This window comes from Pelagibius sp. CAU 1746, assembly GCF_039839785.1.
GTDB lineage: Bacteria > Pseudomonadota > Alphaproteobacteria > Kiloniellales > Kiloniellaceae > Pelagibius.
The window spans coordinates 358,472-380,502 of record NZ_JBDOQT010000002.1 but is presented as its reverse complement, the minus strand read 5'-3'; the positions used below and the strand labels follow the sequence as shown (position 1 = coordinate 380,502).

Here is a 22,031-nt window from a genome sequence, read left to right as displayed (position 1 = left end):
AACCCGAAGATGGCGCCGCTGGCGGCACGTAATTTTTCTCCGGCAATTGATATGGGTCAAGGCGGGGTGGGGGCTGCGTTCCTAAGATCCCCTCGTTCGCCGCAACCTGACGGAGGTGGTCCCCACCACTTTGGCCTCCATGGCGGCGGATGTTGGCCTTGCCCAGTCAGGCCAAGACGGGTTCGTCCGGTCTCACTCCCGGATAGAAAACCGTCACTCTGCAAATCCGCCCGGCGCCGATCATTCCCGGCGTCGGGCGATTTTTTTGCCTGGATGCTGGGGCCGGCACCCATGCGGCCTTGACCTCGAGCTTCGAGACGCTCGCTACCGCTCGCTCCTCAGCATGAGGTCAAGTCTTCCCGCTGGGTTGCCTCACCCTGAGGAGGCGCGTCAGCGCCGTCTCGAAGGGCGAGGCAAGTTGCACCGAACTTGATACCAGGCTGCTATCGCTTCTTGCGCCCGCGTGGACTCTTCGGCCAGTCGACGTAGTCGGCGGGCTTGCGCCGCACCCAGGCGACGAAGCGCTCGATCTCCGGATGCGCGCGCACCGCTTCCGGATCGGCATAATCGGTTGCCAGTTCGCGCTCGTCGAAGACCCGGTGGATCATGCGGTGGCAGACGACGTGAATAGAGTCGGTCGCGTGCCCGCCCTGGCTCTTCGGCACCCAGTGGTGCCGGTCGACGCTGGACCCGCCGATCATCTCCCGTCCGCAGACCGGGCAGGGGCCGAGGCTTTCACCAGTTCTACTCAGAATTCGTCGTCCTCGAAGGCGAGTACTGCCTCGGCGCCGCGGGTGACGGCCTCGGCCAGGCCCTTCACTTCACCCAGAAGATTGTCGGCGTAGAAGCGCGCCGTCTTCAGCTTGGCGGCGGCGAAGGCTTTGTCTTCCCCTTTGGCCGCCTCCACGGCGCTGCGCGCCAGCAGCCAGGCGCCGAGGACCGAGGCCGCAAGGCTCTGGTAAGGCGTGGCCGCCGCTGCACCGCGCGCGATGTCTTGCGCGCCCTTGTCCAGCAGCCAGGCCGTCGTTTCGTCCAGCGTGGCGATGGCCTCTGCCAGGGGTGCGCGCAGGCTCTCGTCCTCGGGCAGGCCGGCGCGCAGTTCCAGGATCAGCTGGGTCATGGCCGCGCCCTTGTCGCGCAGCAGTTTGCGGCCCAGCAGGTCGAGCGCCTGGATGCCGTTGGTGCCTTCGTAGATCGGCAGGATGCGGGCGTCACGGAAGTGCTGGGCGGCGCCGGTCTCCTCGATGAAGCCCATGCCGCCGTGCACCTGCACGCCCAGGGAGGCGACCTCGCAGCCCATGTCGGTGCACCAGGCCTTGGTGAGCGGGATCAAGAGGTCGAGGCGCGCCTGCGCCGCCGCGCGCTCGGCGTCATTGGGTTCGCGCTTGGCGCGGTCCAGGGCGGCGGCGGCGAGGTAGGCCAGCGCGCGCGCCGCTTCGGTCCGCGCCTTCATGGTGGCCAGCATGCGGCGCACGTCCGGGTGGCGGATGATCTTCACGGAGTCTTTGTTTTCCGGGCCTGCGTCGATGGCCTTGCTCTGCACCCGCTCGAAGGCGTAGGTGCGGGCCTGCTGATAGGCGCGCTCGGCAATCGCCACGCCCTGCAAGCCGACGGCCAGGCGGGCGTTGTTCATCATGGTGAACATGCAGGCCATGCCCTGGTTCTCCGCGCCGACCAGGTAGCCGACGGCGCCGCCGGAATCGCCGTAGGACATGACGGCGGTGGGCGAGGCGTTGATCCCCAGCTTGTGTTCCAGCGAGACGCAGCGCAGGTCGTTGCGCGGGCCCAGGGTGCCGTCCTCGTTCACGACGTATTTGGGCACCAGGAAGAGGCTGATGCCCCTTGTGCCCTCCGGCGCGTCGGGCAGGCGGGCCAGGACCATGTGGACGATGTTGCCGGCGCAGTCGTGCTCGCCCCAGGTGATGAAGATCTTCTGGCCGGTGATCAGGTAGTGGTCGCCGTTGGGCACCGCCCTGGTCTTCAGCGCGCCGACGTCGGAGCCGGCCTGCGGCTCGGTCAGGTTCATGGTCCCGGTCCACTCGCCGGAGATCATCTTGGCCAGGTAGTCGGTCTTCTGCCGGTCGCTGCCGTGGGCCTGCAGCAGTTCCACTGCACCGGCGGTCAAGAGCGGGCAGAGGCCGAAGGAGAGGTTGGCGGCCTGCCACATCTCCTGCACCGCGGTGGCGAGGCACCAGGGCAGGCCCTGGCCGCCGAAATCCGGGTCGAAGGGCAGGGCGTTCCAGCCGCCCTCGACGAACTGGCGGTAGGCCTCCTGGAAGCCGTCGGGGGTGCGCACCACGCCGTTCTCGAAGACCGAGCCTTGGCGGTCGCCGGAGTGGTTCAGTGGCGCGACGACCTCGCCGGCCAGCTTGCCGGCCTCCTCCAGGATGGCGCTCACCAGGTCGGGTGTGGCCTCCTCGTAGCCCGGCAGCCCGGCGATCTTCGGCAGGCCCGCAATGGCGTCCAGCACGAAGCGCATCTCGTCGATCGGCGCCGCATAGGTCATGTCGTCTTATCTCCCGGGCTTTTCACGCAAGAAGGCTCCCTTCCAGGAAGATGGAGCAGCCGCGGCCGGAAGGCAATGCGGGTGTCGCCGCCAGGACAGCTTCCGGCGGGCGTGGAGGTTCTCTCACGTCCTCGAAGGCGATAGCATGCCTGCCTCTTCGCCTGGGCCCCGCGGGCCGACAAGGCGGACCGAGAGAAAAAGAGGGCCCGGTTATGCTGAAGGACTATTTCACCACCGCTCCGGCGATCTGCGCGGAGGCAGCGCGGACTGCCGAGATCGGGCCTTATCCCTCCGAGCTGAACGCCGTTCTCTCGCCGGAGGTGACGGCGCGGGCCCAGCAGGCGATCCGTAACTGGCCGGACTATGCGGCGACGCCGCTGCGCTCCCTCGACGGCCTGGCCGGGGACCTCGGCCTGGGCGCCGTGCTCTACAAGGACGAGAGCGCGCGCTTCGGTCTCGGCAGCTTCAAGGCGCTGGGCGGCGCTTACGCGGTGCTGCACCTGCTGGCTGGCAAGCTGAGCGAGGAACTGAGCCGGGAGGTCAGCCTGGAGGACATCCGCGAGGGCCGCTACGCCGCGCAGGCCAAGGCGGTGACCGTCTGCACGGCGACCGACGGCAATCACGGCCGCTCCGTCGCCTGGGGCGCGCGCCTGGCCGGCTGCCGCTGCCGCATCTACATCCACAAGGAGGTCAGCGAGGGCCGCAAGCGGGCCATGGAGGAGCTGGGGGCCAGGGTCGTGCGCGTCGAGGGCGACTACGACCACTCGGTGCACTTCTGCGCCGAGGAGGCTGCCGCCAACGGCTGGTTCGTCGTCTCCGACACCTCCTACGAGGGCTACAGCGACATGCCGCAGCAGGTCATGGCCGGCTATTCCCTCATGGCCGCGGAGATCCTGGATGTCTGCGGCGAAGCCCCGCCGACCCACGTCTTCGTGCAGGCCGGCGTCGGCGGCTTGGCCGCGGCTGTCTGCGCCCAGATGTGGATGGCCCTGGGCGCGCGGCGCCCGCGCTTCGTCATCGTGGAGCCCGAGCACGCCGCCTGCCTGCTGGCCAGCGCGCGGGCAGGCGGTCCCCGCAGGGTGCAGATCACCGAGGAGACGCTCATGGCCGGTCTCTCCTGCGGCGAGGTTTCGCTGCTGGCCTGGGAGGTGTTGGCCCGCGGTGTCTCTGACTATCTCTCCATCTCCGACGCCGCCGTGGCCCCGGCCATGCGCATGATGGCCGAGGGCGCGGCCGGCGGCGGCCGGATCGAAGCCGGCGAGTGCTCGGTCTCCGGCGTGGTCGCGTTGATTGCCGTCTGCGAGAACCCGGAACTGCGCGCCCGCATCGGCCTGGACGAGACCAGCCGCGTGCTGCTGCTGGGCAGCGAGGGCGCCACCGATCCGGAAATCTACCGCAGCCTCATCGAGGCAGCATGAAGAGTAAGCGCAAGGCACTGGTGCACAACCTGGTGCGTGCCTTCCTGGGCTACGCCGTTGCTGCGGGCATCATTATTCTGATCGTTGCGGCCGCGACGGGCTTTGCATTCGGCACCGTGCTTCGGTTCGGCAGTGTCCTTGCAATTGTCGTGGGACTCGTTGTCGTTGTGCCGGGTTGCCTGGTGCTTCTGCATTTCGGCCAAATGCGCCCCTGGTGGGCAGCCAAGCTCGGTGCCCTGGCGCTGATGCTGCCCTCGTTGGTGCTGCTTCTGCAAACGATCGGCAGGCGACAGGCTCCTCTCGCCATGGGTCGGGACGTGACCTATGCAGACCTACAAGAACTGGCGATCTTGGGTTGCATCGGTGCTGCCGCCGGCCTTGTTGGCTGGGTCGTCGCCTATGGATTTCGCTGCGCACCGAAGCCGCCGCCGGAAGCGGGAGCAACGCAGTCCGGCGGTCCGGCATGAGGCCGCGCGACAATCCGCCGCCGCGCGGCTTTCCGGAGGCGGAGTTCGCCCAGCGCACGGAAAAGGCGCAGGCGGCCATGGCGGAAGCGGGGCTGGATGCCCTGCTGCTCACGACCGAGCCGGAGCTGCGCTACTTCTCCGGCTTCCTGACCCAGTTCTGGCAGAGCCCGACGCGGCCCTGGTTCCTGGTGGTGCCCGCCAAGGGCAAGCCGGTGGCGGTGATCCCCACCATCGGCGCCGGCTGCATGGCGCGCACCTGGATCGACGACATCCGCACCTGGTCCTCGCCGCAGCCCGACGACGACGGAATTTCTCTCTTGTCGCAGGCGCTGGCCGAACTTGCCGGCAAGACCGGCCGCATCGGCCTCGCCAAGGGCAAGGAGACCCACCTGCGCATGCCTCTGAGCGATTTCGAGAGCCTGGGCTGGAGTCTGCCGGGCCTGGCCTTCGAGGATGCGACGGCGATCCTACGCGGGCTGCGGATGGTGAAGTCGGAGCGCGAGATCGAGAAGATCGCCCATGTCTGCGATGTGGTCTCCGGCGCTTTCGGGGCCGCCCCCGAACTCTTCGCCGCCGGGCAGAGCGACATCGAGGCCTTCCGCAGCTTCAAGATCGAGTGCCTGAAGCGCGGCGTCGACGACGTCTCCTACCTGGTCGGCGGCGCCGGGCAGGGCGGCTACGGCGACATCATCTCGCCGCCCTCGGGCCGCAGGCTGCGCGCGGGCGACGTGCTGATCCTCGATACCGGCTGCCTCTTCGACGGCTATTTCTGCGACTTCGACCGCAACTTCGCCATCGGCCGGGCCGACGACGCCGTGCGGCGCGCCTACGACGTGGTGTGGCGCGCCACCGAGGCTGGACTGGAGGCGGCGAGACCCGGCGCCACCTGCGCCGAGCTCTTTGCCGCCATGCAAGGCGTGCTGGGAGACGGCGGCCCCCAAGGAGCAGGGGGAAACGAGGTCGGGCGACTGGGCCACGGCCTCGGCATGCAACTCACGGAGTGGCCGTCGCACACGCCCTGGGACCGTACGCTGTTGGAGCCCGGCATGGTGCTGACGCTGGAGCCCGGCATGACCTTCGCCCCGGGCAAGGTCATGGTGCATGAGGAAAACATCGTCGTGCGCGAGGAGGGAGCGGAACTTCTGACCCGCCGCGCGCCGCCGGAGTTGCCGGTGATCTGACTTCTCGGGGAAAGGAGTGTCGCTTGCGTTTGCCGTTCGTCACCGAGGCAGAGGACGCCGATGTCCGCTTCGGCCTCGTCATCCTGCAGGCCGACGAGGTCATCGAGGGCGAGTTTCCCCGGCTGCTCTCCGCGCCGCTGGCGGCGGGTGGGTTGCGGCTGCACTACACCCGGGTGCCCAGTGGCCACGAGGTGACTTCGGAGAGCCTGGCCGAGATGGAGGCGGCGCTGCCGGCGGCGGTGCAGCTCTTGCCCCACGAAGCGCCCTTCGATGTCATCGCCTATGCCTGCACCTCGGGGGCCACCATCATCGGCGAGGAACGAGTGGCGGAGATCGTCCGGCGGGCGCGGCCCGGCGTGGCGGTCAGCAATCCGCTCACCGCCGCGAAGGCGGCGCTGACGGCGCTCGGCGTCCGCCGCCTCGGCTTCGTCACGCCCTATGTGGCGGAAGTCTCTTCGGCCATGCGCGGCAACCTGGCGGCGGCCGGTTTCGAGACGGTCGCCTTCGGCTCCTTCGAGGTGGCGGTGGAAGGAATTGTCGCACGCATGACGCCGAAGAGCGTGCTGGAGGCGATCGTGACGGTGGGGGAGGCGAGGGATTGCGACGGCGTCTTCGCCGCCTGCACCAACCTGCGCGCCGCAGGGATCATCGAAGCGGCCGAGGCGCACCTCGGCAAGCCGGTGATCACCAGCAATCAGGCGCTGGCCTGGCACATGCTGCGCCTGTCCGGCAATGATGCAAGCCTGCCCGGCGCAGGCCGGCTTTTCACCCTGCCATTGGGAAGGTAGTTCAGGCGCGCGCCAGCAGGCGGCCGGCCTCGCCGCGCAGACGTGCGGCGGTGAAGTCGATGAAGCTGCGGGTCTTGGCGGCGGCGCGGCGGCCTTCCGCGTGCAGCAGGTGGACCGGGATTTCCTCGTCGTCGAAGTCGGGCAGCAGCTCGACGAGGCGTCCTTCCGCCAAGGCGTCGGTAACCTGATAGGACAGCACGCGGGTGATGCCCCAGCCCGCGAGGGCCGAATCGATGACCGTCTGCAGGCCGTTCACGCTGAGCCGGGGGGCGACCCGCAGGCTGCGCCGTTTGCCTGCCTTGGTGAAGGTCCAGCTCAGCACCTCGCTGACGCTGGTGGAGAAGATCAGGCGGTGGTCGCGCAGGGCCTCCGGCGTTTCGGGGGCGCCGTGGCGGTCCAGGTAGGCCGGTGCCGCGACCACGATGCGGCGCAGGGTGCCGACGCGGCGCGCGGAAAAGGAGGAGTCGGGCAGCTCGCCGATCCGCAGCGCCACGTCCAGGCCTTCGTCCAGCAGGTTGACGTTGCGGTCGATGAACAGCGCCTCGGCGCTGACAGCGGGGTGGACCTCGAGGTAGTCGCGCAAAATGGGCGCCAGGACGTGCTGGCCGAAGAGCACCGGCGCGGTCAGTCTCAAGTGCCCGCTGGGGGCCGTGGTGGTGCCCTGCGCCGCGGTCTCCGCTTCCTCCAGTTCGGCGAGGATCCTCACGGCGTCCTCGCGCAGCCGCCCCCCGGCCTCGGTCAGGGCCACCTGCCGCGTGGTGCGGGTGAAGAGCTGCACGCCCAGGCGGGCCTCCAGCGCCGTGACCAGACGTGTCACTGCCGGCGGCGACATCTTGAGGCGCCGGGCCGCGGCGTTGAAGGCGCCGGTTTCGGCCACGGCGACGAAGGTGGTGAGTTCGCGGAAACGGTCCATTATTCCATTATACGGAATAGTGACTTCTTTGCACTTGCTATTCTTTCGTGGCCTGCGGAGTGTCATTTTCTGAGGAGCAGAAGAGCCGCCGCAAGACCCCGAAAGGAGATCATCATGGCCCGCGCCTTTGCCGAGATCACCTTCACGCCCTCCGTCCTGGCCGAGCAGCAGCGCCAGGGCACGGCCGCGACCTATGCCAAATTCCTCACCTCCGAGGCGGCGCCCGCGGACGCCGTCGGGCCGGCGGAAGCGGCCTTCATCGCCCGCCGCGACGGCTTCTTCCAGGCGACGGTGGGCGAGAACGGCTGGCCCTACGTGCAGTTCCGCGGCGGGCCCGAGGGTTTCCTGAAAGTGCTGGACGAGAAGACGCTGGCCTATGCCGATTTCCGCGGCAACCGCCAGTACTTGAGCGTCGGCAACCTGCAGGTCGACGGCCGGGTTTCGCTGATCCTGGTCGACTATCCCAACCGGCGGCGCCTGAAGGTCTGGGGCCAGGCGCGCATCGTCGATATCGGGGAGGATCCCGAACTGGTCGCCGGGCTGCACGACCGCAGCTACCGCGCCAAGCCGGAACGCGCCGTCGTCATCACTGTCGCGGCCCTGGACTGGAACTGTCCCCAGCATCTGCCGCAGCGCTATACTCTGGAGGAACTGGAGCCGGCCTTGGCGCCGCTGCGCGAGGAGCTGGAACGGCTCCGCGCCGAGAACGAAGCCTTGCGGCGCGCGGCTACGGCTTCTTCCTCATGAAGCTGGCGGGCGCCGTCCAGGTGTCGGGCAGCGTCTTGTTCCCCCATCGGCAGATCTCCTGCAGCACCGGCAGCAGGGCCCGGCCGTCCTCGGTCAAGACGTACTCGTAGCGCGGTGGGCGCTTCTGATAGGGCCGGCGCTCGACGAGACCGTTGACCTCCAATCCGGCCAGACGGTCGCTCAGCACCGAGGTGGTAATGGCCTCGGGCGACTCGAGGAACTCGGCGAAGCGCTTCTTGCCGCGGAACATATCGCGCACGACGATCAGGCTCCAGCGGTCGCCCAGGATGTCCAGTGTCGCGGCAATGGGGCAGGGGGAGCGGGCCTCCCGTTTGTTGGATCGTGCCATGGGCAATTGTATTCCACCAGCTCCGGCAGCGGCCATCTTTGACTTATGAATTGTCACTTGCAAGTCACTAGTCAATAAGGCTACCAAAGCGGGAACTCGATCGGATGAGGGAGCGACTCATGACGGACCAGCGAGCCGCGGGGCTCCGTGGCGGCTGCCTTTGCGGCGCCGTGCGCTATACGGTCGCGACGCCGGCCCTGTTCTCGGCGCACTGCTATTGCCTCGACTGCCGCAAGTCGAGCGGGACCGGGCATTGCACCCATGCGGTGGCGCCGATGGAGGCCTTCTCCGTGACCGGGGAAGTGCGGCACTTTGACAAGCCGGCCGACAACGGCAACGTGATCCGGCGGCATTTCTGTCCGACCTGCGGCTCGGCGCTGTATTCGACCAAGGCGTCAGGGGCCGATCTGGTTTTTCTGCGCGCCTCGAGCCTCGACGACCCGGACGCGATCACGCCGGGTGCCTCGGTCTATGCCAGCCGGGCGCCGAAGTGGGATCCGGTGGACCCTGACCTGCCGGCCTTCCCCGAGATGCCGGGCCCGGAACAGCGCCAGGCGATGCTTAAGCACAAGTAGCGTGGGTGCTGACAGCCGGGTCCGCCTGCCCTAACATCGCGGGATGAGCGAGATCATCAATCTGCGGCAGGCGAAGAAGCGCCGTGCCCGCGCTGAGAAAGAGGCGCAGGCGGCGGCCAACCGCACGAAGTTCGGCCGCACCAAGGGCACGCGAAAGAAAGCCGAGGCCGAACGGGCCAAGGCCGAGCGTGAGCTTAGCGGCAAAAAGCTCGACGCCGAAAAGCTCGAGCGGGACTGATCTGCCGCTTTGTCTTCCGATCAGGTTTCCTCACCGCAGAACCGTTCGACGGCCAAGGCTGCTTCGCCGCTGCTTGCCGCCTTCCTGCTCGCCGTTTCTTCGGCCTGCTGGGGCGGCAACATCTTCATCGGCCGCGCGGTGCATGCCGAGGTGCCGCCGGTCGGCCTCAGCTTCTGGCGCTGGGTGCTGGCGCTGGCGATTCTGCTGCCCTTTGCCTGGCCGAAACTGCGGCGCGACTGGCCAGCGCTCCGTCATCATTGGAAAAACCTCGCCCTGCTCGCCTTCTTCGGCATGGCGGCCTTCCACACCTCGCTTTATCTCTCGGTGAACTACACCACTGCCACCAATGCGGCCCTGCTGGTGGCCATCTGCCCGGTGCTGGTGCCGCTGCTGTCCTGGGCGCTCTATCGCGAGCCGATCACGCCGCGCATCCTGCTGGCCATCGCGGTCTCCCTGGCCGGCGTCACGGTGGTGATCCTGCGCGGCGACCTCGCCCATCTGCGCAGCCTCAGCGTCAACAAGGGCGACTTCATCATGTTGGCCGCCGCGTTCTTCTGGTCGATGTACACGGTTCTGGTGAAGCGCCGGCCCGCCACGCTGCATCCGCAGTCTCTGCTGGCGGCGACCATGGCCCTGGCGATCGCCATGCTGCTGCCGGCCTACCTGTGGGAAAGCGCCTTCGTGCGCGTGATGCCGGTAACGCAGGAGTCCCTTCTGGCCGTGGCCTACGTGTCGATCTTCGCTTCGCTGCTGGCTTTTCTCTGCTTCAACCGCGGCATAGAGGTTCTGGGTCCGAACAAGGGCGGGCTCTTCATGCATCTCATCCCGGTCTTCGCCGCGCTGCTGGCTTTCGTTTTCCTGGGCGAGCGCCTGCAGGGTTTTCATGCCGTCGGCGTTGCCGCCATCGTCACCGGTATCGCGCTGGCCACGACGGCGAAAGTTCGCCGCTAGGGCTTGATCACCTTGCCGGGGTTCATCAGCCCTTCGGGATCGAGGGCCCGCTTGACGGCGCGCATGAGGTCCAGCTCGACCTCCGACTTGAAGCGCGCGTTTTCCTCCCGCTTCATGTAGCCGATGCCATGCTCGGCGGAGATCGAGCCGCCCAGTTCGACCACCAACTCGTGCACAGCCTCGTTCACCTCTTCCCAGCGCGCGAGATAGGCCTCACGCTCGGCGTCTTCCGGCTGCGAGAGGTTGAAGTGGATGTTGCCGTCGCCGACATGGCCGAAGGGCACCGGGCGGATGCCGGGCACCATGTTCTTCACCAGCGCCGTCGCGCGGGCGATGAATTCGGGTGTCCTGGAGACCGCCACCGAGACGTCGTGCTTGATGGAGCCGCCTTCGAACCTCTGCGCCTCGACGATGGCTTCGCGGATGGCCCAGAAGGCCGTCGACTGGCGCTCGTTGGCGGCCAGGGCCGCATCGGCGACGAGGCCGTCCTCCACGGCGGCGGCGAGGAACTCTTCCAGGCTGTCGCGCAGGCTGCCGTCGGCGCGGCCCGAGGCCAGCTCGATCAGCACGTACCAGTCGCTCGTTTCGGCCAGCGGGTCCTCGATGCCTTCGACGTGCTTCAGGGCGAAGTCCAGGCCGATGCGCGGGATCAGCTCGAAGGCGTTCACCCGGTCGCCGGTGGCCGCGCGGGCGCGGCCCAGCAGTTCGACGGCGGCGGCGGGATCGGTGACGGCGACGAAGGCCACCTCGGTCTCGGCCGGGCGCGGGAAGAGCTTCAGGCAGGCAGCGGTGATGATGCCGAGTGTGCCTTCCGCGCCGACGAAGAGGTGCTTCAGCGCATAGCCGGTGTTGTCCTTGCGCAGGGCGCGCAGGCCGTCCCAGACGCGTCCGTCGGGCAGCACGACCTCCAGCCCCAGCACCAGGTCGCGGGCGTTGCCGTAGCGCAGCACGTGGACCCCGCCGGCGTTGGTGGAGAGGTTGCCGCCGATCTGGCAGGAGCCCTCGGCGCCCAGGCTGAGGGGGAAGAGGCGGCCGGCCTCTTCGGCGGCGTCCTGCACTTGGCTCAGGATGCAGCCGGCCTCGACGGTGATGGAATAGTCCGTGGCGTCGACGTCGCGGATCCGGTTCATGCGTCCGAGGTTCAGCAGTACCGCGCCGTCTCCGGCCAGAGGGATGCCGCCGGCCACCAGGCCGGTATTGCCGCCTTGGGGGACGATCGGCACGCCTGCGTCACGGCACAGCGTCACCGTGGCGGCGACCTCCCCGGTCGTCGCCGGGCGGACCACGAAGGGCGCGGCGCCCTGGTAGCGTCTGCGCTGATCTTCCAGATAGGGCGCCATGCCGTCGGCATCGTCGATCACCGCCGTCGCGCCCAGGGCGTCGACGAGCCGCTGCTTCAGGGCGTCCAGGTCGGATGTTTTTGGGGTGCGGGCGTCCATGGGAGAAAATCTAGAGATCGCGGGGCGTCCTGGCGAGTCCGCCGCGCAGTCAGCTCCGCTCCTGGCCGCGCGGCGCCGCCGCCCGGCGCAGGCGGTCGTTGATGGCCGCGCCCAATCCGCCTCCGGGGCCTTCCTCGGGGATGGGCATGACGGCGATGGCCCGGACGTCGGCGCCGTCCAGGCGGTGCAGATAGGCGAAGAGGTGCGCGGCGGCCTCGGTCAGGTCGCCTGTGGGGCTGAGGTTCAGGGTCGCGGCGGCGCCCGGCGGAACCTCCGGCCCGAAGGCCAGCAGCGCTTCGTCGCCGGCCGCTTTGGCCGCGTCGAGCCGTACCGGATGTCCCGGTGCGTAGTGGCTGCTCAGCATGCCCGGAGCTTTCAATTCCAGGGATTCCGAGGCTTCCAGCATTCCCCGCAGCTCCCCGACAACGAGGGTCAGGTCTTGTGCCGTGATGCTGCCGGGGCGGAGAATCGTCGGGGCCGGAGCGGAGAGGTCGAGCACCGTCGACTCCAGGCCGACCTCGCAGGGGCCGCCGTCGAGGATGAGCGGCACCCGCGCGCCTAGGGAGGCGGCGACGTGGGCCGCTTCGGTGGGGCTGATGCGCCCGGAGGCGTTGGCGCTGGGCGCGGCCAGCGGCAGGCCGCACTCGGCCAGCAGGCGCTGGGCGAGGGGATGGGCCGGCACGCGCACCGCCTGGGTGTCGAGCCCGGCGCTGCACAGCAGGGAGAGGCGGCTTTCCGGGCGGCGCGGCAGCACCAGGGTCAGCGGCCCGGGCCAGAAGGCGGCGGCCGCCGCGCGGGCGCGGGCGTCGAAGACCACCTCGGCCCCGGCGGCCTCGGCGCTGGTGAAGTGGACGATCAGCGGATTGAACCGCGGGCGCTCCTTGGCCGCGAAGATGCCGGCCACGGCGGCGTCGGAAGTGGCATCGGCGCCCAGGCCGTAGACGGTCTCCGTCGGGAAGGCCACCAGTTCGCCGGCGCGCAGCAAGGCGGCGGCGCGCGCGAAGGCGGCGTCGTCGGACGGCAGGATTTCCGGCGCATCGGGCATGGGGCTTTCCGGGCTCATGGCGGCGCAGTCTAGTCGCTCGCGCCGGAAATGCATCCGTTGCTTTTCCCGCATTGCCTTTTGCGGGGGGCTGGGCCTAGATAGGCCTTGGCCGTGCTACGGCGCGGCCGCGTTCTCAGGGCGGGGTGGAAGTCCCCACCGGCGGTATGGGCGTCGCTCTTTCTTTGATGGGGCGCCCGAGCCCGCGAGCGCTTTTCCCAAGTCTCGGCTGATTCTTGGGAAGAGGTCAGCAGATTCGGTGAGACGCCGAAGCCGACGGTCACAGTCCGGATGGAAGAGAGCGGAAGAGCGGTGTCTCCGCGCGGTCTCGCGCGGATGCGCCGTTGTTTCCATCGCCCTGGTTCTTGTCTCTCGTGCGATCGAAGGAGCACAGCATGAATCAGAGCCACCCCCGGATTTCGGACGAAACCCTGCGCTCGCCGCGCATTGCGCTGGTGAAGGCGCGCTGGCACGCCGACATCGTCGACCAGTGCCAGCTCGGCCTGGAGCGGGAGTTGGCCCGCGCCGCCGCCGAGGACGGGACCGCGGCCTGCAACGTCGAGGTCTTCGAGGCGCCCGGCGCCTTCGAGATTCCGCTGCTGGCCCGCGATCTGGCGCGCAGCGGCCGCTACGCCGCCATCGTCGGCGCCGCCTTCGTGGTGAACGGCGGCATCTACCGTCACGACTTCGTCGCCGACACCGTGGTCGGCGCCCTGATGCAGGTGCAGATGGACAGCGACGTGCCGGTGCTCTCCGCCGTCCTGACGCCGCACAACTTCCATGAGTCCGAGGAGCATCGGCGCTTCTTCCACGACCATTTCAAGGTGAAGGGCGAAGAGGCGGCCAAGGCCTGCCTGGCCCTGCTGGAAACGCGCCTGGCGATCCGCCGGGCCGCCTGAGGCTTTCCCCGATCGTCGCCCCGGGCCTATGGGCAAGACGCCGTCGGCTGCTATAAGGGGCCGCAGTCCTTTCTTCTTGAACCTGGGCGACGATGATTGAATGGCTGGTGCCCGCCGACGTCGGTGTGACGGCGTCGGCGGCTTTGATCGCGCTCAGCGCGGCGACCTCTTTTCTCACCGCGGCGGCGGGGATCGGCGGGGGGATCGTGCTGATCGCGGTCATGGCCGTGCTTGTTCCGGCCCATGCGCTGATCCCCATCCACGGCGTGGTGCAGATCGGCTCCAACGCGGGGCGCGCGGCGATCATGATCCGCGGCGTCGAGTGGAAGATCCTGGCTCCTTTCTGCCTCGGCAGCCTGATCGGCGCGGCCTTCGGCGGGCTGACCGCCGTGCAACTGCCGCCGGCGATCCTCAACATCGGGCTCGCCTGTTTCATCCTCTGGTCGGTCTGGGGGCCGGCGGTCGCCACGCAGGGGCGTTTCAAGGTCCTCATCACCGGCATCGTCTCAAGCTTTCTCACCATGTTCTTCGGCGCCACGGGCACCTTCGTGTCGGCCATGGTGAAGTCGATGCGGCTCGGCCGGCTGGAGCACGTCGCGACCCACTCCACCTGTATGGTGGCCCAGCACGGCATCAAGGTCGTCGCCTTCGGTCTGCTCGGCTTCAACTACGCGCCCTACGCCGGCCTGATCGTCGCCATGGTGCTCAGCGGGTTCCTCGGCACCGTGATCGGCAAGCGCGTGCTGGTGAAGATGAATGACCGGACCTTCCATCGGGTTCTCGCGGTGCTGCTCTCGATTCTGGCGCTGCGGCTGCTCTACGAAGGCATCGCCCTGCTCGCGATCTTCTGATCCCCGCAGCCCTGCCCGGGCTTCCATAATCCCCTCTCCGCTATCTGCCGCCGGTCGGGCAAAGGCGGATTATTGGTATAGCCAATTCATACGAATCGGTTGACCAATTGCTCTGGAGATTTTTGTCGAGTCGTCACATTTGACTTATTTTTCAATATGGTCGAAGCTTTAACCAATAACGGCGAGGTCATCGCTAAACACGGCCGCACGAACCGGCCAAAACACGCCTTGGGAGGAGACAAGCGACAATGTCCAACTCACAACGGAGCTCTTTTATCTCAAGCCTTTCGCGGCGCTCCCTGCTGAAGGCCGGCGCGGCGGCTGCAGTTCTGGGTGGCAGCGGCGGACTGGTTTCGCGTGCCTTCGCGGCCGGTTATCCGGAGCGCAATATCGACGTCATCGTTCCGACTCGCGAAGGCGGCGGCGCCGACCGCAACCTGCGCGCCTTCACCGCGGTCTGGAAAAAGTACCTCGACACCAACTTCGAGCCGGGCTTCTTCCCGGGCGCCTCGGGGCGGGTCGGCTACGAGGTCTACATGGGCAAGTACGAGCCCGACTGCTACAGCCTCATCTTCGGCAACATGGGGCCGGAAGTGCTGAACTGGGTGGTCAAGGAGCCGAGCTTCAACATCGACGACTACATCTACTGGGGCCGTGTGGATACCGATCCCGGCTGCCTCTTCGTCGGCGCCGAGAGCAAACTTCAGACCCTCGACGACGTCATTGCCGAGGGCAAGAAGCGCAAGCTGAACGTCGGCACCAGCCGCCTCGCGCACCCGGCCTCCATCGGCATGCTGGCGTTGGCCGAGCATACCGGCATCGAGGTCACGCTGATTCCGCTTTCCGGCGGCAAGAAGACGGTCGCCGGGGCCGTCACCGGCGAGGTCGACTTCTCGGTGCTGACCTCGGGCACCGTCGCCGCGGCCGGCGACGCCGTGAAGACCCTGCTGGTGTTCAACGACAAGAACGTGCTGGGCGAGGCGCTGGACAACGCGCCGACCATGAACGAGGTCTACGGCACCAACTTGCCGCCGATGCTCTCCTCGCGCGCCTTCGGCATCCACAAGGCGGCGGCCGACAAGTACCCTGATCGTTTCGAGATGCTGCAGTCGACCTTCCGGAAGGTCTTCGCGGATCCCGAATACAAGGCCTCCGTGCTTCAGGCCAAGGGCCATTGGGAGTATGTGAACTACGGCGGCGTCGAGGAATGCGGCAAGTTCAAGCAGGCGATGCTGGACCTGGGCGCCAAGTACAAGTCGTATCTGACCGGCAGCTGAAGCGAGCTGCGGACTTCGGTCCGGCGGGAGGGGGGAGGCGCGAACCTCCGGCCCCCGCCCACTCGGTTTGATTTCGCCCGCCGCGGGTGGGGGGCGGCCCGGCAAAGGGCAGGTAACGGGACAGTCTGGACATGGCGTCGACGCAGGACAGCGACGAGAAGCGCCAGCTCGGGGGTGAACTGATCATCCCCGTGCTGGCTTTGGGATTTACCCTCTACTACATCGCAACCGTCATCGACTCGCCCTGGTCGGCGCAGTTGAACGCTTTCATGGTCGGAAGCATCATGATCCTGCTGGTGGTGATCTTCTTCGCCACGGCGGCGCGCGCGCTGTGGCGCGGCGAGGCATCCCTCGGTATGTCGACCCTGATCGAGCCTTACGACATCCTGCCCAAGCGCCTGGGCTTTATCGCCCTCAGCCTCGGCTACGTGGTTGCGCTGCAGTGGCTGGGCTTTACGCTGACCACCTTCCTCTTCATGGCCGCTTCCATGATGCTGCTCGGCAATGCCCGGCGGCCTCTGACCTATTTGACCGCGGCGCTGATCATGGCCGCCATAGGCCTTGTGGTCTTCGTGATCCTCTTCCAGAAGCGCTTTCCCAAGGGACCGGTCGAATACCTGGTCCAGGCTTTGAGCTGAGGGGCGGGCGGCGACATGGAAACCGGCTTCGCCTTTTTCACCGAGCTTTTCCTGCACAGCCTTTCGCTGTGGTGGGTGATCATCCCCTCGATCTTCCTCGGCTTCATCGTCGGCGCCATTCCCGGGTTCAGCGCCGCCAACACCATCATCATTCTGCTGCCCTTCACCCTGGTCATGGATGTTGAGGTCGGCCTGGTCTTCATGGTCGCGCTTTACTGCGCCTCGCGCATGGGCGCGGGGATCCCGGCCATCCTGGTGAATATCCCCGGCACCGCGGGGGCCGCGGCGACGCCGCTGGACGGCTATCCCATGGTGAAGAAGGGGCAGGGCCAGATGGCGCTTTCCATCTCCTTCACCTCCTCGACCCTGGGCGGACTGCTGACCACGGCTATCGCGCTGCTCTCGATGCCGCTCTTGGCGCGCGTCGGCTTCTACATGCACTCGGTGGAAATGGTCGTCGTCATGCTGTTCGGCATCTCGCTGATCGCCTCCATCGCCTCCAAGGATACCTTGAAGGGGCTGATCGCCGGTTTCTTCGGCTTGATGATCGGTTCGATAGGCGCCGACCACGTCTATGCCACGCCGCGCGGCACCATGGGTTTTCTGGAACTGTACGACGGCGTACCGCTGATCCCGGCGCTGGTCGGTCTCTTCGCCATCTCAGAAGCCTTCTTGGTCATCGAGGGCGAGTCGATCCTTTCCGAGCACAGCCGCGACCGCCTGCAGACCGGCACCTGGCACCAGACTCTCGAGGGTGTGCGCATCACCCTGAAGCGCTGGTGGCACGTCACCTGGACCAGCCTCATCGGACTCATCATCGGCGTCACGCCTGGCGCCGGCGCGGCCATCGCCGCCTTTGTCGCCTACCAGCAGTCGCGCGCCTTCTCGAAGACGCCGGAACTCTACGGCACCGGGCATCCCGAGGGGCTGATCGCGCCGGAATCGGCCAACAACGGGGTTACCGCGGGAACACTGATTCCGCTGCTGGTGCTCGGCATTCCCGGCGGCGCCACGGCGGCCATCATGCTGGTGGTCATGCAGTACCAGGGCGTCAATACCGGCCCGCGCCTCTTCATGGAGCGACCGGAGCTCGGTTACGGCATCTTCATGGCCATGTTCACCACCTATCTGCTGATGGCCTTCACCATCCTGCCGCTGTCGCGCTACATGTCACGGGTGACGCTGGTGTCCACGACCTTCATGTCGCCGGTCATCATCGGTTTCACGCTGATCGGCTCCTTCGTGCCGCGCGAGTACATGTTCGACATGTATCTGGCCTTCGCCTTCGGCATCCTCGGCTACATCGCCCGCAAGACCGGCTATCACGTGGCCGCCATCCTCATCGGCGTCATCCTGGGTCCGTTGCTGGAGCAGTACATGCTGGTCGCACTGCAGAAGTCCGACGGAGATTTCCTGACGCTGTTTTCCTCGCCGCTGGGCAACATCCTCTGGGTCGCACTCTTTGCCTCCCTGGTGCTGCCCGCCTTCATACAGCGCCGCAAGCGCCGGCGCCGTGAAGAGGTCTTCGCGGAAGGGGAGGGCTGACATGGCGGCGGCGGACAGCAGCTTGGCCCGTAACTTGAAGCGGATCGGCGGTCTGGACCTGCCGGGCGGCGGCCAGGTGGTGGTGCAGGACGGCTACGCCTACGTCGGCCACATGAAGCCGCCCTTCGGCACCAGCATCGTCGACGTGCGCGACCCGAAGAACCCGCGGATCACCGCGCAGATCATGCTGGCTGATGACTTCTCCCACACCCACAAGGTGCGCGTGGCCGGCGACATCATGGTCACCAACGTGGAGCAGAACCGCCGCCACTTCCTGCGCAAGGGCTCGCGCCTGGCGGAGCTGCGCGCGGTGCTGACGGCGGAGCTGGGACGGCCGCCGGAGGACGCCGAGGTCGCCGCGCGGCTCGGCGTCGAGCCGGCACAGGTGGCCGAACTGGACACGGCGCAGGCGCGCGGCTACGAAGAGGGCGGCTTCAAGGTCTGGGATATTTCCGACAAGGCCAAGCCGCGCGAGCTGGTGCACCGGCGCACCTTCGGCTTCGGCTCCCACCGCTTCGACATGGATGCGAACTACGCCTACATCTCCACCGAGATGGAGGGCTACCTCGGCAACATCCTGGTGATCTACGACCTGAAGGATGCGGCCGACCCGCGGGAGGTGTCGCGCTGGCACATGCCGGGCCAGCATGTCGCCGCCGGCGAGACGCCGACCTGGCAGGGCTACAAGAACCGGCTGCACCATGCCCTGCGTGTCGGCGACGAGATGTGGGCCTCGGTCTGGCACGCCGGTTTCCGGGTGCTCGACGTGAGCGACATCACCAGGCCGAGAACCGTGGCCAGCCACGACTACCACCCGCCCTTCCCGGAGCCGACGCACACCATCCTGCCGGTGACGGGGACCGCCGCCGGGCGGCGCATCGCCGTGGCGGTGGACGAGGAGCACGATCATGTGCCCGGGCGCCTGCACGCCTTTCTCTGGGTCTTCGACGTCACCGACTTCGACAACATCCAGGCACTCTCGGCCTTCGACGTCAGCGAGCTGGACTCGCCCTGGGCGCGGGCGCCGGGCCGTTTCGGGGCGCACCAGTTTCGCGAGAAGCTGGACGAGCCGCTGGTCTACGCCACCTGGTTCGCCGGCGGCCTGCGCGTCGTCGACGTCTCCGATCCCTTCGCGCCGCGGGAGGCCGCCCACTTCATCCCGGAGCCGCGCGGCGGGGAGCCCAGCCCGCAGTCCAATGACGTCGACGTGGACGAGCGCGGGCTCGTCTATCTCATCGACCGCAACCGCGGTTTCGACATCTTGGAAATGGCCCGATAGAGACCAGGGGTCGATAGGACCCGGCTGGCAATTCAGGAAGAAGGGATGGCAATGAACGCACTGGCCGCGGAAAAGGACGTCGTCGGCGAAGAACACTGGACCAGGAAGGGTGACGACGTGGATCTCTTCCTCTGGGAGAAGTACGTTCCCGAGTCAGGGGGCAAGCCGCAGCACAAGAAGGGCACCGTGCTTTTCGTGCACGGCTCCTCCATGGCTTCCACACCGACTTTCGACCTCCACGTGGAAGGGCGGCCCTTCAGCTCCGCCATGAACTACTTCGCGGTGCAGGGCTACGACACCTGGTGCGTCGACATGGAGGGCTACGGCCGTTCTACCAAGACGCGCGAGATTACCTGCGACATCGCCAACGGCGCCGACGACCTGGCCGCCGCCACCGACTACATCGAAAGGACGCGCGGCGCCGGCCCGCTGCTGGTCTACGGCATCTCCTCCGGCGCCCTGCGCGCCGCGCTCTTCGCCCAGCGCCACCCCGAGCGGGTGAAGCGGCTGGCCCTCGACGCCTTCGTGTGGACCGGGGAGGGCAGCCCGACGTTGGAGGACCGGCGCAAGAAGCTGCCGCAGTTCCTGGAGTCGAAGCGCCGGCCCATCGACACTGCCTTCGTGCAGTCGATCTTCAGCCGCGACCATCCGGGCTGCGCCGAGGACAAGGTGGTGGACGCCTTCGCCAAGGCAATCTGCGCCCTGGACGATTCCATGCCCAACGGCACCTACATCGACATGTGCTCCAAGCTGCCGCTGGTCGACCCGGAGAAGATCCCCGTTGCGACCCTCGTCATGCGCGGCCAGTACGACGGCATTGCCGGCTTCGAGGATCTGACGAAGTTCTTCGAGAAACTGCCCAATCCGGACAAGCAGTTCACCGTCATGGCGGGCATCTCCCATGCCTCCTTCCAACAGAAGAACTACATGCTGGTCTATGACGTCCTGGGCGGCTTCTTCGCGCGGCCGGAGCCGCTCTACAAGGGAGAGTGAACGTCAGGACGGCTGGCCGGCGGGCTCCAGGCCTGCCGCTTCCAGCAGCCGTGCCGCCCGCGGCGATTTCAGGTAATCGACAAAGCTCAGCGCGACAGTACCGGCGTCGCGGCGCCAGGTCAGCGTCGCTTCGGTCCGCGGCAGCCAGTCCGGCGGCACCACGACGGCGGTGGCGCCGGGGACCGCGGCGCAGGCGGCGCGGGCCGTGGTTCGGTACACCACCATCAGGTCGGCGATGCCGCGGCGCAGGGCGACGACGGCCGGGCTCATGCCGTCGACCGGCGCGCTGTTGTCGGGGCCGCCGAAGGGGTGGCTGGCCTTCGCCTTCAACAGCGCCGTGGCGCCGGGGCGCAGCCGCTCCAAGGCCTCGAACAGCGCCATCGCATAGTCGCCGCCGGGATCGCAGCCGGGGGTCGAGCAGACGAGCCTGAGATCCGGGTCCAGAAGGCGGTCCAGGAGCGAGTCATCCTCCAATGTCAGGCCCGGGCGGGCCACGACGGCCAGGCGGTTGTGGCACAGCAGGTGCGGCGGCGCGTAGCCGCCCGCGGCCGCCAGCCTGTGCGGCGCCTCGGGGCTGGCGGAAAGAAATATCTCAGCGGCGTCGCCTGCCTCGATGCGCCCGCAGAGCAGCCCGGCGGGGCCGCTGACCAACTCGATGGCCGATCCTTCCGGCGCCGGGCCGCAAGCCGCGTGGTCGGCGATGGCCTGGCCCAGAGCTTTCGACAGGCTGCCGGCGCAGAAGAAACGGGCGGCGGGGCGTCGAATCATACGCTGCGTCATACACCGAGGCTTTCTAACGACTGCATAATATGTTTTATTGTACGATAGTTACGGAAATAAAACATAGTATTGCATAAGGAGTTGGATAATGACCAGATGGCTCTCGATGATCCTGGCCGCTGGGTGCCTCACCGGCCTGGTTGCCGCCGGGCCGGCCTTCGCGGAGCGGCAGGTCACCGATCAGGCTGGGCGGGTCGTGACCTTGCCGGACCGGGTGGAGCGGGTGGTGACCTTGCAGCACCAGACCCTCGACGTGCTGATCGAGCTCAATGCCCAGGACAAGCTGGTCGGTATTCTGCGCGACTGGGACAAATACCTGCCAAGCACCATCGCCGAGATCGCGCCGGTGCTGCGCGATCTGCCGATGCCCGGCGACCTGCGCACGGTCAATGCGGAGAGCGTCGCCGGGCTGCGCCCCGATGTCGTTTTCGTCACCCACTATATGAAGAGCGACGTGGTCGAGCAGATCGAACGTCTGGGCATTCCGGTGGTGAAGATCTCCTTCTTCACCGGACCGAAGAGCGAGCAGGCGAAGCTGAACCCCAGTCTGGATGACGAGACCAAGGCCTACACTGACGGCCTTGTCGACGCCGTGCGGCTGATCGGCGCCGTCGTCGGCAGGGACAAGGAAGCCGGCGAGTTGGTCGACTACGCCCTGGCCGAACGCGAACTGGTGAACCAGCGCACGGCGCAGATGGCCGATGCGAAGCGCACGACGATGTACATGGCCAATCCCGAACTCGCGACCTACGGCTCCGGCAAGTACACCGGCGTGGCCATGCGCCAGGCCGGCGGCCTCAACGTGGCGCGCGAGATCGACGGCTACGGCAAGGTCAGCATGGAACAGGTGCTGCAATGGAACCCGCAGGTCATCGTGGTGCAGGCGCGCTATGCGTCGGTGGCCGAGGAGATCCGCAAGGACCGCCAATGGCAGGTGATCGACGCGGTGAAGAGCGGCCGCGTCTTCGTCGCTCCCGAGTACGTGAAGCCCTGGGGCCATCCGCTGCCCGAGAGCGTCGCACTGGGCGAGCTTTGGATGGCGAAGAAGCTGCATCCGGCCCTCTTCGAGGACATCGACATGGCCGCCAAGGCGGAGTCCTTCTATCGGCGGTTCTACCGCCAGGGCTACAAAGGCATGTAGGAGGCAGGTAATAG

The 22,031-nt window shown here is 67.4% G+C and carries 23 protein-coding genes and 1 riboswitch; of the genes, 16 read left to right on the top strand and 7 right to left on the bottom strand.

All coding sequences use genetic code 11. The annotated features are described in order from the left end of the window. Positions 1 to 443 precede the first annotated feature (443 nt). Positions 444 to 701, bottom strand: coding sequence for an HNH endonuclease (locus AAFN88_RS18580; RefSeq protein WP_347522086.1), 258 nt, complete (start codon positions 699 to 701; stop codon positions 444 to 446). A 47-nt stretch (positions 702 to 748) separates the two neighbouring features. Next, positions 749 to 2,506 (bottom strand): acyl-CoA dehydrogenase, encoded by a 1,758-nt coding sequence (locus AAFN88_RS18575; RefSeq protein WP_347522085.1) that lies wholly within the window; start codon positions 2,504 to 2,506, stop codon positions 749 to 751. 212 nt (positions 2,507 to 2,718) lie between these two features. On the opposite strand from AAFN88_RS18575, the gene AAFN88_RS18570 reads away from it, so the two are divergent. Genes AAFN88_RS18570 through AAFN88_RS18555 form a run of 4 tightly spaced genes read left to right on the top strand, consistent with a single transcriptional unit; the run spans position 2,719 to position 6,360 of the window. After that, positions 2,719 to 3,924: a diaminopropionate ammonia-lyase gene (locus AAFN88_RS18570; protein WP_347522084.1), complete on the top strand. Its 1,206-nt coding sequence runs from the start codon at positions 2,719 to 2,721 to the stop codon at positions 3,922 to 3,924. After that, positions 3,921 to 4,391, top strand: a complete 471-nt coding sequence (locus AAFN88_RS18565) for a hypothetical protein (protein ID WP_347522083.1) — start codon at positions 3,921 to 3,923, stop codon at positions 4,389 to 4,391. The genes AAFN88_RS18570 and AAFN88_RS18565 overlap by 4 nt, the downstream gene beginning before the upstream one ends. Then, positions 4,388 to 5,572: a Xaa-Pro peptidase family protein gene (locus tag AAFN88_RS18560; protein ID WP_347522081.1), complete on the top strand. Its 1,185-nt coding sequence runs from the start codon at positions 4,388 to 4,390 to the stop codon at positions 5,570 to 5,572. The genes AAFN88_RS18565 and AAFN88_RS18560 overlap by 4 nt, the downstream gene beginning before the upstream one ends. A gap of 23 nt (positions 5,573 to 5,595) precedes the next feature. Beyond that, positions 5,596 to 6,360, top strand: coding sequence for an aspartate/glutamate racemase family protein (locus AAFN88_RS18555; RefSeq protein WP_347522080.1), 765 nt, complete (start codon positions 5,596 to 5,598; stop codon positions 6,358 to 6,360). Position 6,361: 1 nt separating this feature from the next. On the opposite strand, the gene AAFN88_RS18550 is transcribed toward AAFN88_RS18555, so the two are convergent. Further along, complete coding sequence (locus AAFN88_RS18550; RefSeq protein WP_347522079.1) at positions 6,362 to 7,273, bottom strand: LysR family transcriptional regulator; 912 nt, start codon at positions 7,271 to 7,273, stop codon at positions 6,362 to 6,364. 114 nt (positions 7,274 to 7,387) lie between these two features. Between AAFN88_RS18550 and AAFN88_RS18545 the strand changes: the two genes are divergently transcribed. Then, positions 7,388 to 8,020 carry a pyridoxamine 5'-phosphate oxidase family protein gene (locus tag AAFN88_RS18545; protein ID WP_347522078.1) on the top strand — a complete coding sequence of 211 codons (633 nt, stop codon included), beginning with the start codon at positions 7,388 to 7,390 and terminating at the stop codon, positions 8,018 to 8,020. Here the strand turns inward: AAFN88_RS18545 and AAFN88_RS18540 are convergent. After that, positions 8,001 to 8,369 (bottom strand): helix-turn-helix domain-containing protein, encoded by a 369-nt coding sequence (locus tag AAFN88_RS18540; protein WP_347522077.1) that lies wholly within the window; start codon positions 8,367 to 8,369, stop codon positions 8,001 to 8,003. The two genes, AAFN88_RS18545 and AAFN88_RS18540, sit on opposite strands and share 20 nt — an antisense overlap. Before the next feature lie 119 nt (positions 8,370 to 8,488). On the opposite strand from AAFN88_RS18540, the gene AAFN88_RS18535 reads away from it, so the two are divergent. From AAFN88_RS18535 to AAFN88_RS18525, 3 genes are read left to right on the top strand one after another with little or no spacing between them, the layout of a single operon-like run. Further along, positions 8,489 to 8,944, top strand: coding sequence for a GFA family protein (locus AAFN88_RS18535; RefSeq protein WP_347522075.1), 456 nt, complete (start codon positions 8,489 to 8,491; stop codon positions 8,942 to 8,944). A 43-nt stretch (positions 8,945 to 8,987) separates the two neighbouring features. Next, complete coding sequence (locus tag AAFN88_RS18530; RefSeq protein WP_347522072.1) at positions 8,988 to 9,182, top strand: DUF4169 family protein; 195 nt, start codon at positions 8,988 to 8,990, stop codon at positions 9,180 to 9,182. Positions 9,183 to 9,191: 9 nt separating this feature from the next. Continuing rightward, positions 9,192 to 10,133 (top strand): DMT family transporter, encoded by a 942-nt coding sequence (locus AAFN88_RS18525; RefSeq protein ID WP_347522070.1) that lies wholly within the window; start codon positions 9,192 to 9,194, stop codon positions 10,131 to 10,133. Here AAFN88_RS18525 and AAFN88_RS18520 read toward each other — a convergent pair. Then, positions 10,130 to 11,572: an FAD-binding oxidoreductase gene (locus tag AAFN88_RS18520; protein ID WP_347522069.1), complete on the bottom strand. Its 1,443-nt coding sequence runs from the start codon at positions 11,570 to 11,572 to the stop codon at positions 10,130 to 10,132. The genes AAFN88_RS18525 and AAFN88_RS18520 overlap by 4 nt on opposite strands. Before the next feature lie 49 nt (positions 11,573 to 11,621). Then, complete coding sequence (locus AAFN88_RS18515) at positions 11,622 to 12,635, bottom strand: L-threonylcarbamoyladenylate synthase (RefSeq protein ID WP_347522068.1); 1,014 nt, start codon at positions 12,633 to 12,635, stop codon at positions 11,622 to 11,624. 107 nt (positions 12,636 to 12,742) lie between these two features. After that, a riboswitch (FMN riboswitch) is annotated at positions 12,743 to 12,921 on the top strand. 88 nt (positions 12,922 to 13,009) lie between these two features. Between AAFN88_RS18515 and AAFN88_RS18510 the strand changes: the two genes are divergently transcribed. From AAFN88_RS18510 to AAFN88_RS18480, 7 genes are all read left to right on the top strand, one after another. Next, positions 13,010 to 13,513, top strand: a complete 504-nt coding sequence (locus AAFN88_RS18510) for a 6,7-dimethyl-8-ribityllumazine synthase (protein ID WP_347522067.1) — start codon at positions 13,010 to 13,012, stop codon at positions 13,511 to 13,513. 92 nt (positions 13,514 to 13,605) lie between these two features. Next, positions 13,606 to 14,364 carry a sulfite exporter TauE/SafE family protein gene (locus tag AAFN88_RS18505; protein WP_347522066.1) on the top strand — a complete coding sequence of 253 codons (759 nt, stop codon included), beginning with the start codon at positions 13,606 to 13,608 and terminating at the stop codon, positions 14,362 to 14,364. A gap of 248 nt (positions 14,365 to 14,612) precedes the next feature. After that, a complete protein-coding gene (locus tag AAFN88_RS18500) occupies positions 14,613 to 15,641 on the top strand; it encodes a tripartite tricarboxylate transporter substrate-binding protein (protein WP_347522065.1) in 1,029 nt (342 codons plus the stop codon). 131 nt (positions 15,642 to 15,772) lie between these two features. Next, entirely contained in the window at positions 15,773 to 16,279 is a 507-nt protein-coding gene (locus AAFN88_RS18495) for a tripartite tricarboxylate transporter TctB family protein (RefSeq protein ID WP_347522064.1), read from the top strand. 15 nt (positions 16,280 to 16,294) lie between these two features. Further along, on the top strand, positions 16,295 to 17,824 hold the full coding sequence (locus AAFN88_RS18490; protein ID WP_347522063.1) for a tripartite tricarboxylate transporter permease: 1,530 nt from the start codon (positions 16,295 to 16,297) through the stop codon (positions 17,822 to 17,824). A gap of 1 nt (position 17,825) precedes the next feature. Further along, on the top strand, positions 17,826 to 19,103 hold the full coding sequence (locus AAFN88_RS18485; RefSeq protein ID WP_347522061.1) for a hypothetical protein: 1,278 nt from the start codon (positions 17,826 to 17,828) through the stop codon (positions 19,101 to 19,103). Positions 19,104 to 19,154: 51 nt separating this feature from the next. Then, entirely contained in the window at positions 19,155 to 20,096 is a 942-nt protein-coding gene (locus AAFN88_RS18480) for an alpha/beta fold hydrolase (protein WP_347522060.1), read from the top strand. Between the two features lie 3 nt (positions 20,097 to 20,099). Here AAFN88_RS18480 and AAFN88_RS18475 read toward each other — a convergent pair whose 3' ends face one another. After that, on the bottom strand, positions 20,100 to 20,876 hold the full coding sequence (locus AAFN88_RS18475; protein ID WP_347522059.1) for a substrate-binding domain-containing protein: 777 nt from the start codon (positions 20,874 to 20,876) through the stop codon (positions 20,100 to 20,102). 88 nt (positions 20,877 to 20,964) lie between these two features. Here AAFN88_RS18475 and AAFN88_RS18470 point away from each other — a divergent pair, with 88 nt between their 5' ends. Further along, positions 20,965 to 22,017, top strand: a complete 1,053-nt coding sequence (locus AAFN88_RS18470; protein WP_347522058.1) for an ABC transporter substrate-binding protein — start codon at positions 20,965 to 20,967, stop codon at positions 22,015 to 22,017. Positions 22,018 to 22,031 lie beyond the last annotated feature (14 nt).

Coding starts and splice junctions, on each gene's coding strand:
- AAFN88_RS18575 (WP_347522085.1), bottom strand. CDS start 2,506: ATGACCTATGCGGCGCCGATCGACGAGATGCGCTTCGTGCTGGACGCC.
- AAFN88_RS18580 (WP_347522086.1), bottom strand. CDS start 701: ATGATCGGCGGGTCCAGCGTCGACCGGCACCACTGGGTGCCGAAGAGC.
- AAFN88_RS18505 (WP_347522066.1), top strand. CDS start 13,606: ATGATTGAATGGCTGGTGCCCGCCGACGTCGGTGTGACGGCGTCGGCG.
- AAFN88_RS18480 (WP_347522060.1), top strand. CDS start 19,155: ATGAACGCACTGGCCGCGGAAAAGGACGTCGTCGGCGAAGAACACTGG.
- AAFN88_RS18545 (WP_347522078.1), top strand. CDS start 7,388: ATGGCCCGCGCCTTTGCCGAGATCACCTTCACGCCCTCCGTCCTGGCC.
- AAFN88_RS18540 (WP_347522077.1), bottom strand. CDS start 8,369: ATGGCACGATCCAACAAACGGGAGGCCCGCTCCCCCTGCCCCATTGCC.
- AAFN88_RS18535 (WP_347522075.1), top strand. CDS start 8,489: ATGACGGACCAGCGAGCCGCGGGGCTCCGTGGCGGCTGCCTTTGCGGC.
- AAFN88_RS18565 (WP_347522083.1), top strand. CDS start 3,921: ATGAAGAGTAAGCGCAAGGCACTGGTGCACAACCTGGTGCGTGCCTTC.
- AAFN88_RS18570 (WP_347522084.1), top strand. CDS start 2,719: ATGCTGAAGGACTATTTCACCACCGCTCCGGCGATCTGCGCGGAGGCA.
- AAFN88_RS18470 (WP_347522058.1), top strand. CDS start 20,965: ATGACCAGATGGCTCTCGATGATCCTGGCCGCTGGGTGCCTCACCGGC.
- AAFN88_RS18560 (WP_347522081.1), top strand. CDS start 4,388: ATGAGGCCGCGCGACAATCCGCCGCCGCGCGGCTTTCCGGAGGCGGAG.
- AAFN88_RS18490 (WP_347522063.1), top strand. CDS start 16,295: ATGGAAACCGGCTTCGCCTTTTTCACCGAGCTTTTCCTGCACAGCCTT.
- AAFN88_RS18485 (WP_347522061.1), top strand. CDS start 17,826: ATGGCGGCGGCGGACAGCAGCTTGGCCCGTAACTTGAAGCGGATCGGC.
- AAFN88_RS18520 (WP_347522069.1), bottom strand. CDS start 11,572: ATGGACGCCCGCACCCCAAAAACATCCGACCTGGACGCCCTGAAGCAG.
- AAFN88_RS18550 (WP_347522079.1), bottom strand. CDS start 7,273: ATGGACCGTTTCCGCGAACTCACCACCTTCGTCGCCGTGGCCGAAACC.
- AAFN88_RS18495 (WP_347522064.1), top strand. CDS start 15,773: ATGGCGTCGACGCAGGACAGCGACGAGAAGCGCCAGCTCGGGGGTGAA.
- AAFN88_RS18510 (WP_347522067.1), top strand. CDS start 13,010: ATGAATCAGAGCCACCCCCGGATTTCGGACGAAACCCTGCGCTCGCCG.
- AAFN88_RS18530 (WP_347522072.1), top strand. CDS start 8,988: ATGAGCGAGATCATCAATCTGCGGCAGGCGAAGAAGCGCCGTGCCCGC.
- AAFN88_RS18475 (WP_347522059.1), bottom strand. CDS start 20,876: ATGACGCAGCGTATGATTCGACGCCCCGCCGCCCGTTTCTTCTGCGCC.
- AAFN88_RS18515 (WP_347522068.1), bottom strand. CDS start 12,635: ATGAGCCCGGAAAGCCCCATGCCCGATGCGCCGGAAATCCTGCCGTCC.
- AAFN88_RS18500 (WP_347522065.1), top strand. CDS start 14,613: ATGTCCAACTCACAACGGAGCTCTTTTATCTCAAGCCTTTCGCGGCGC.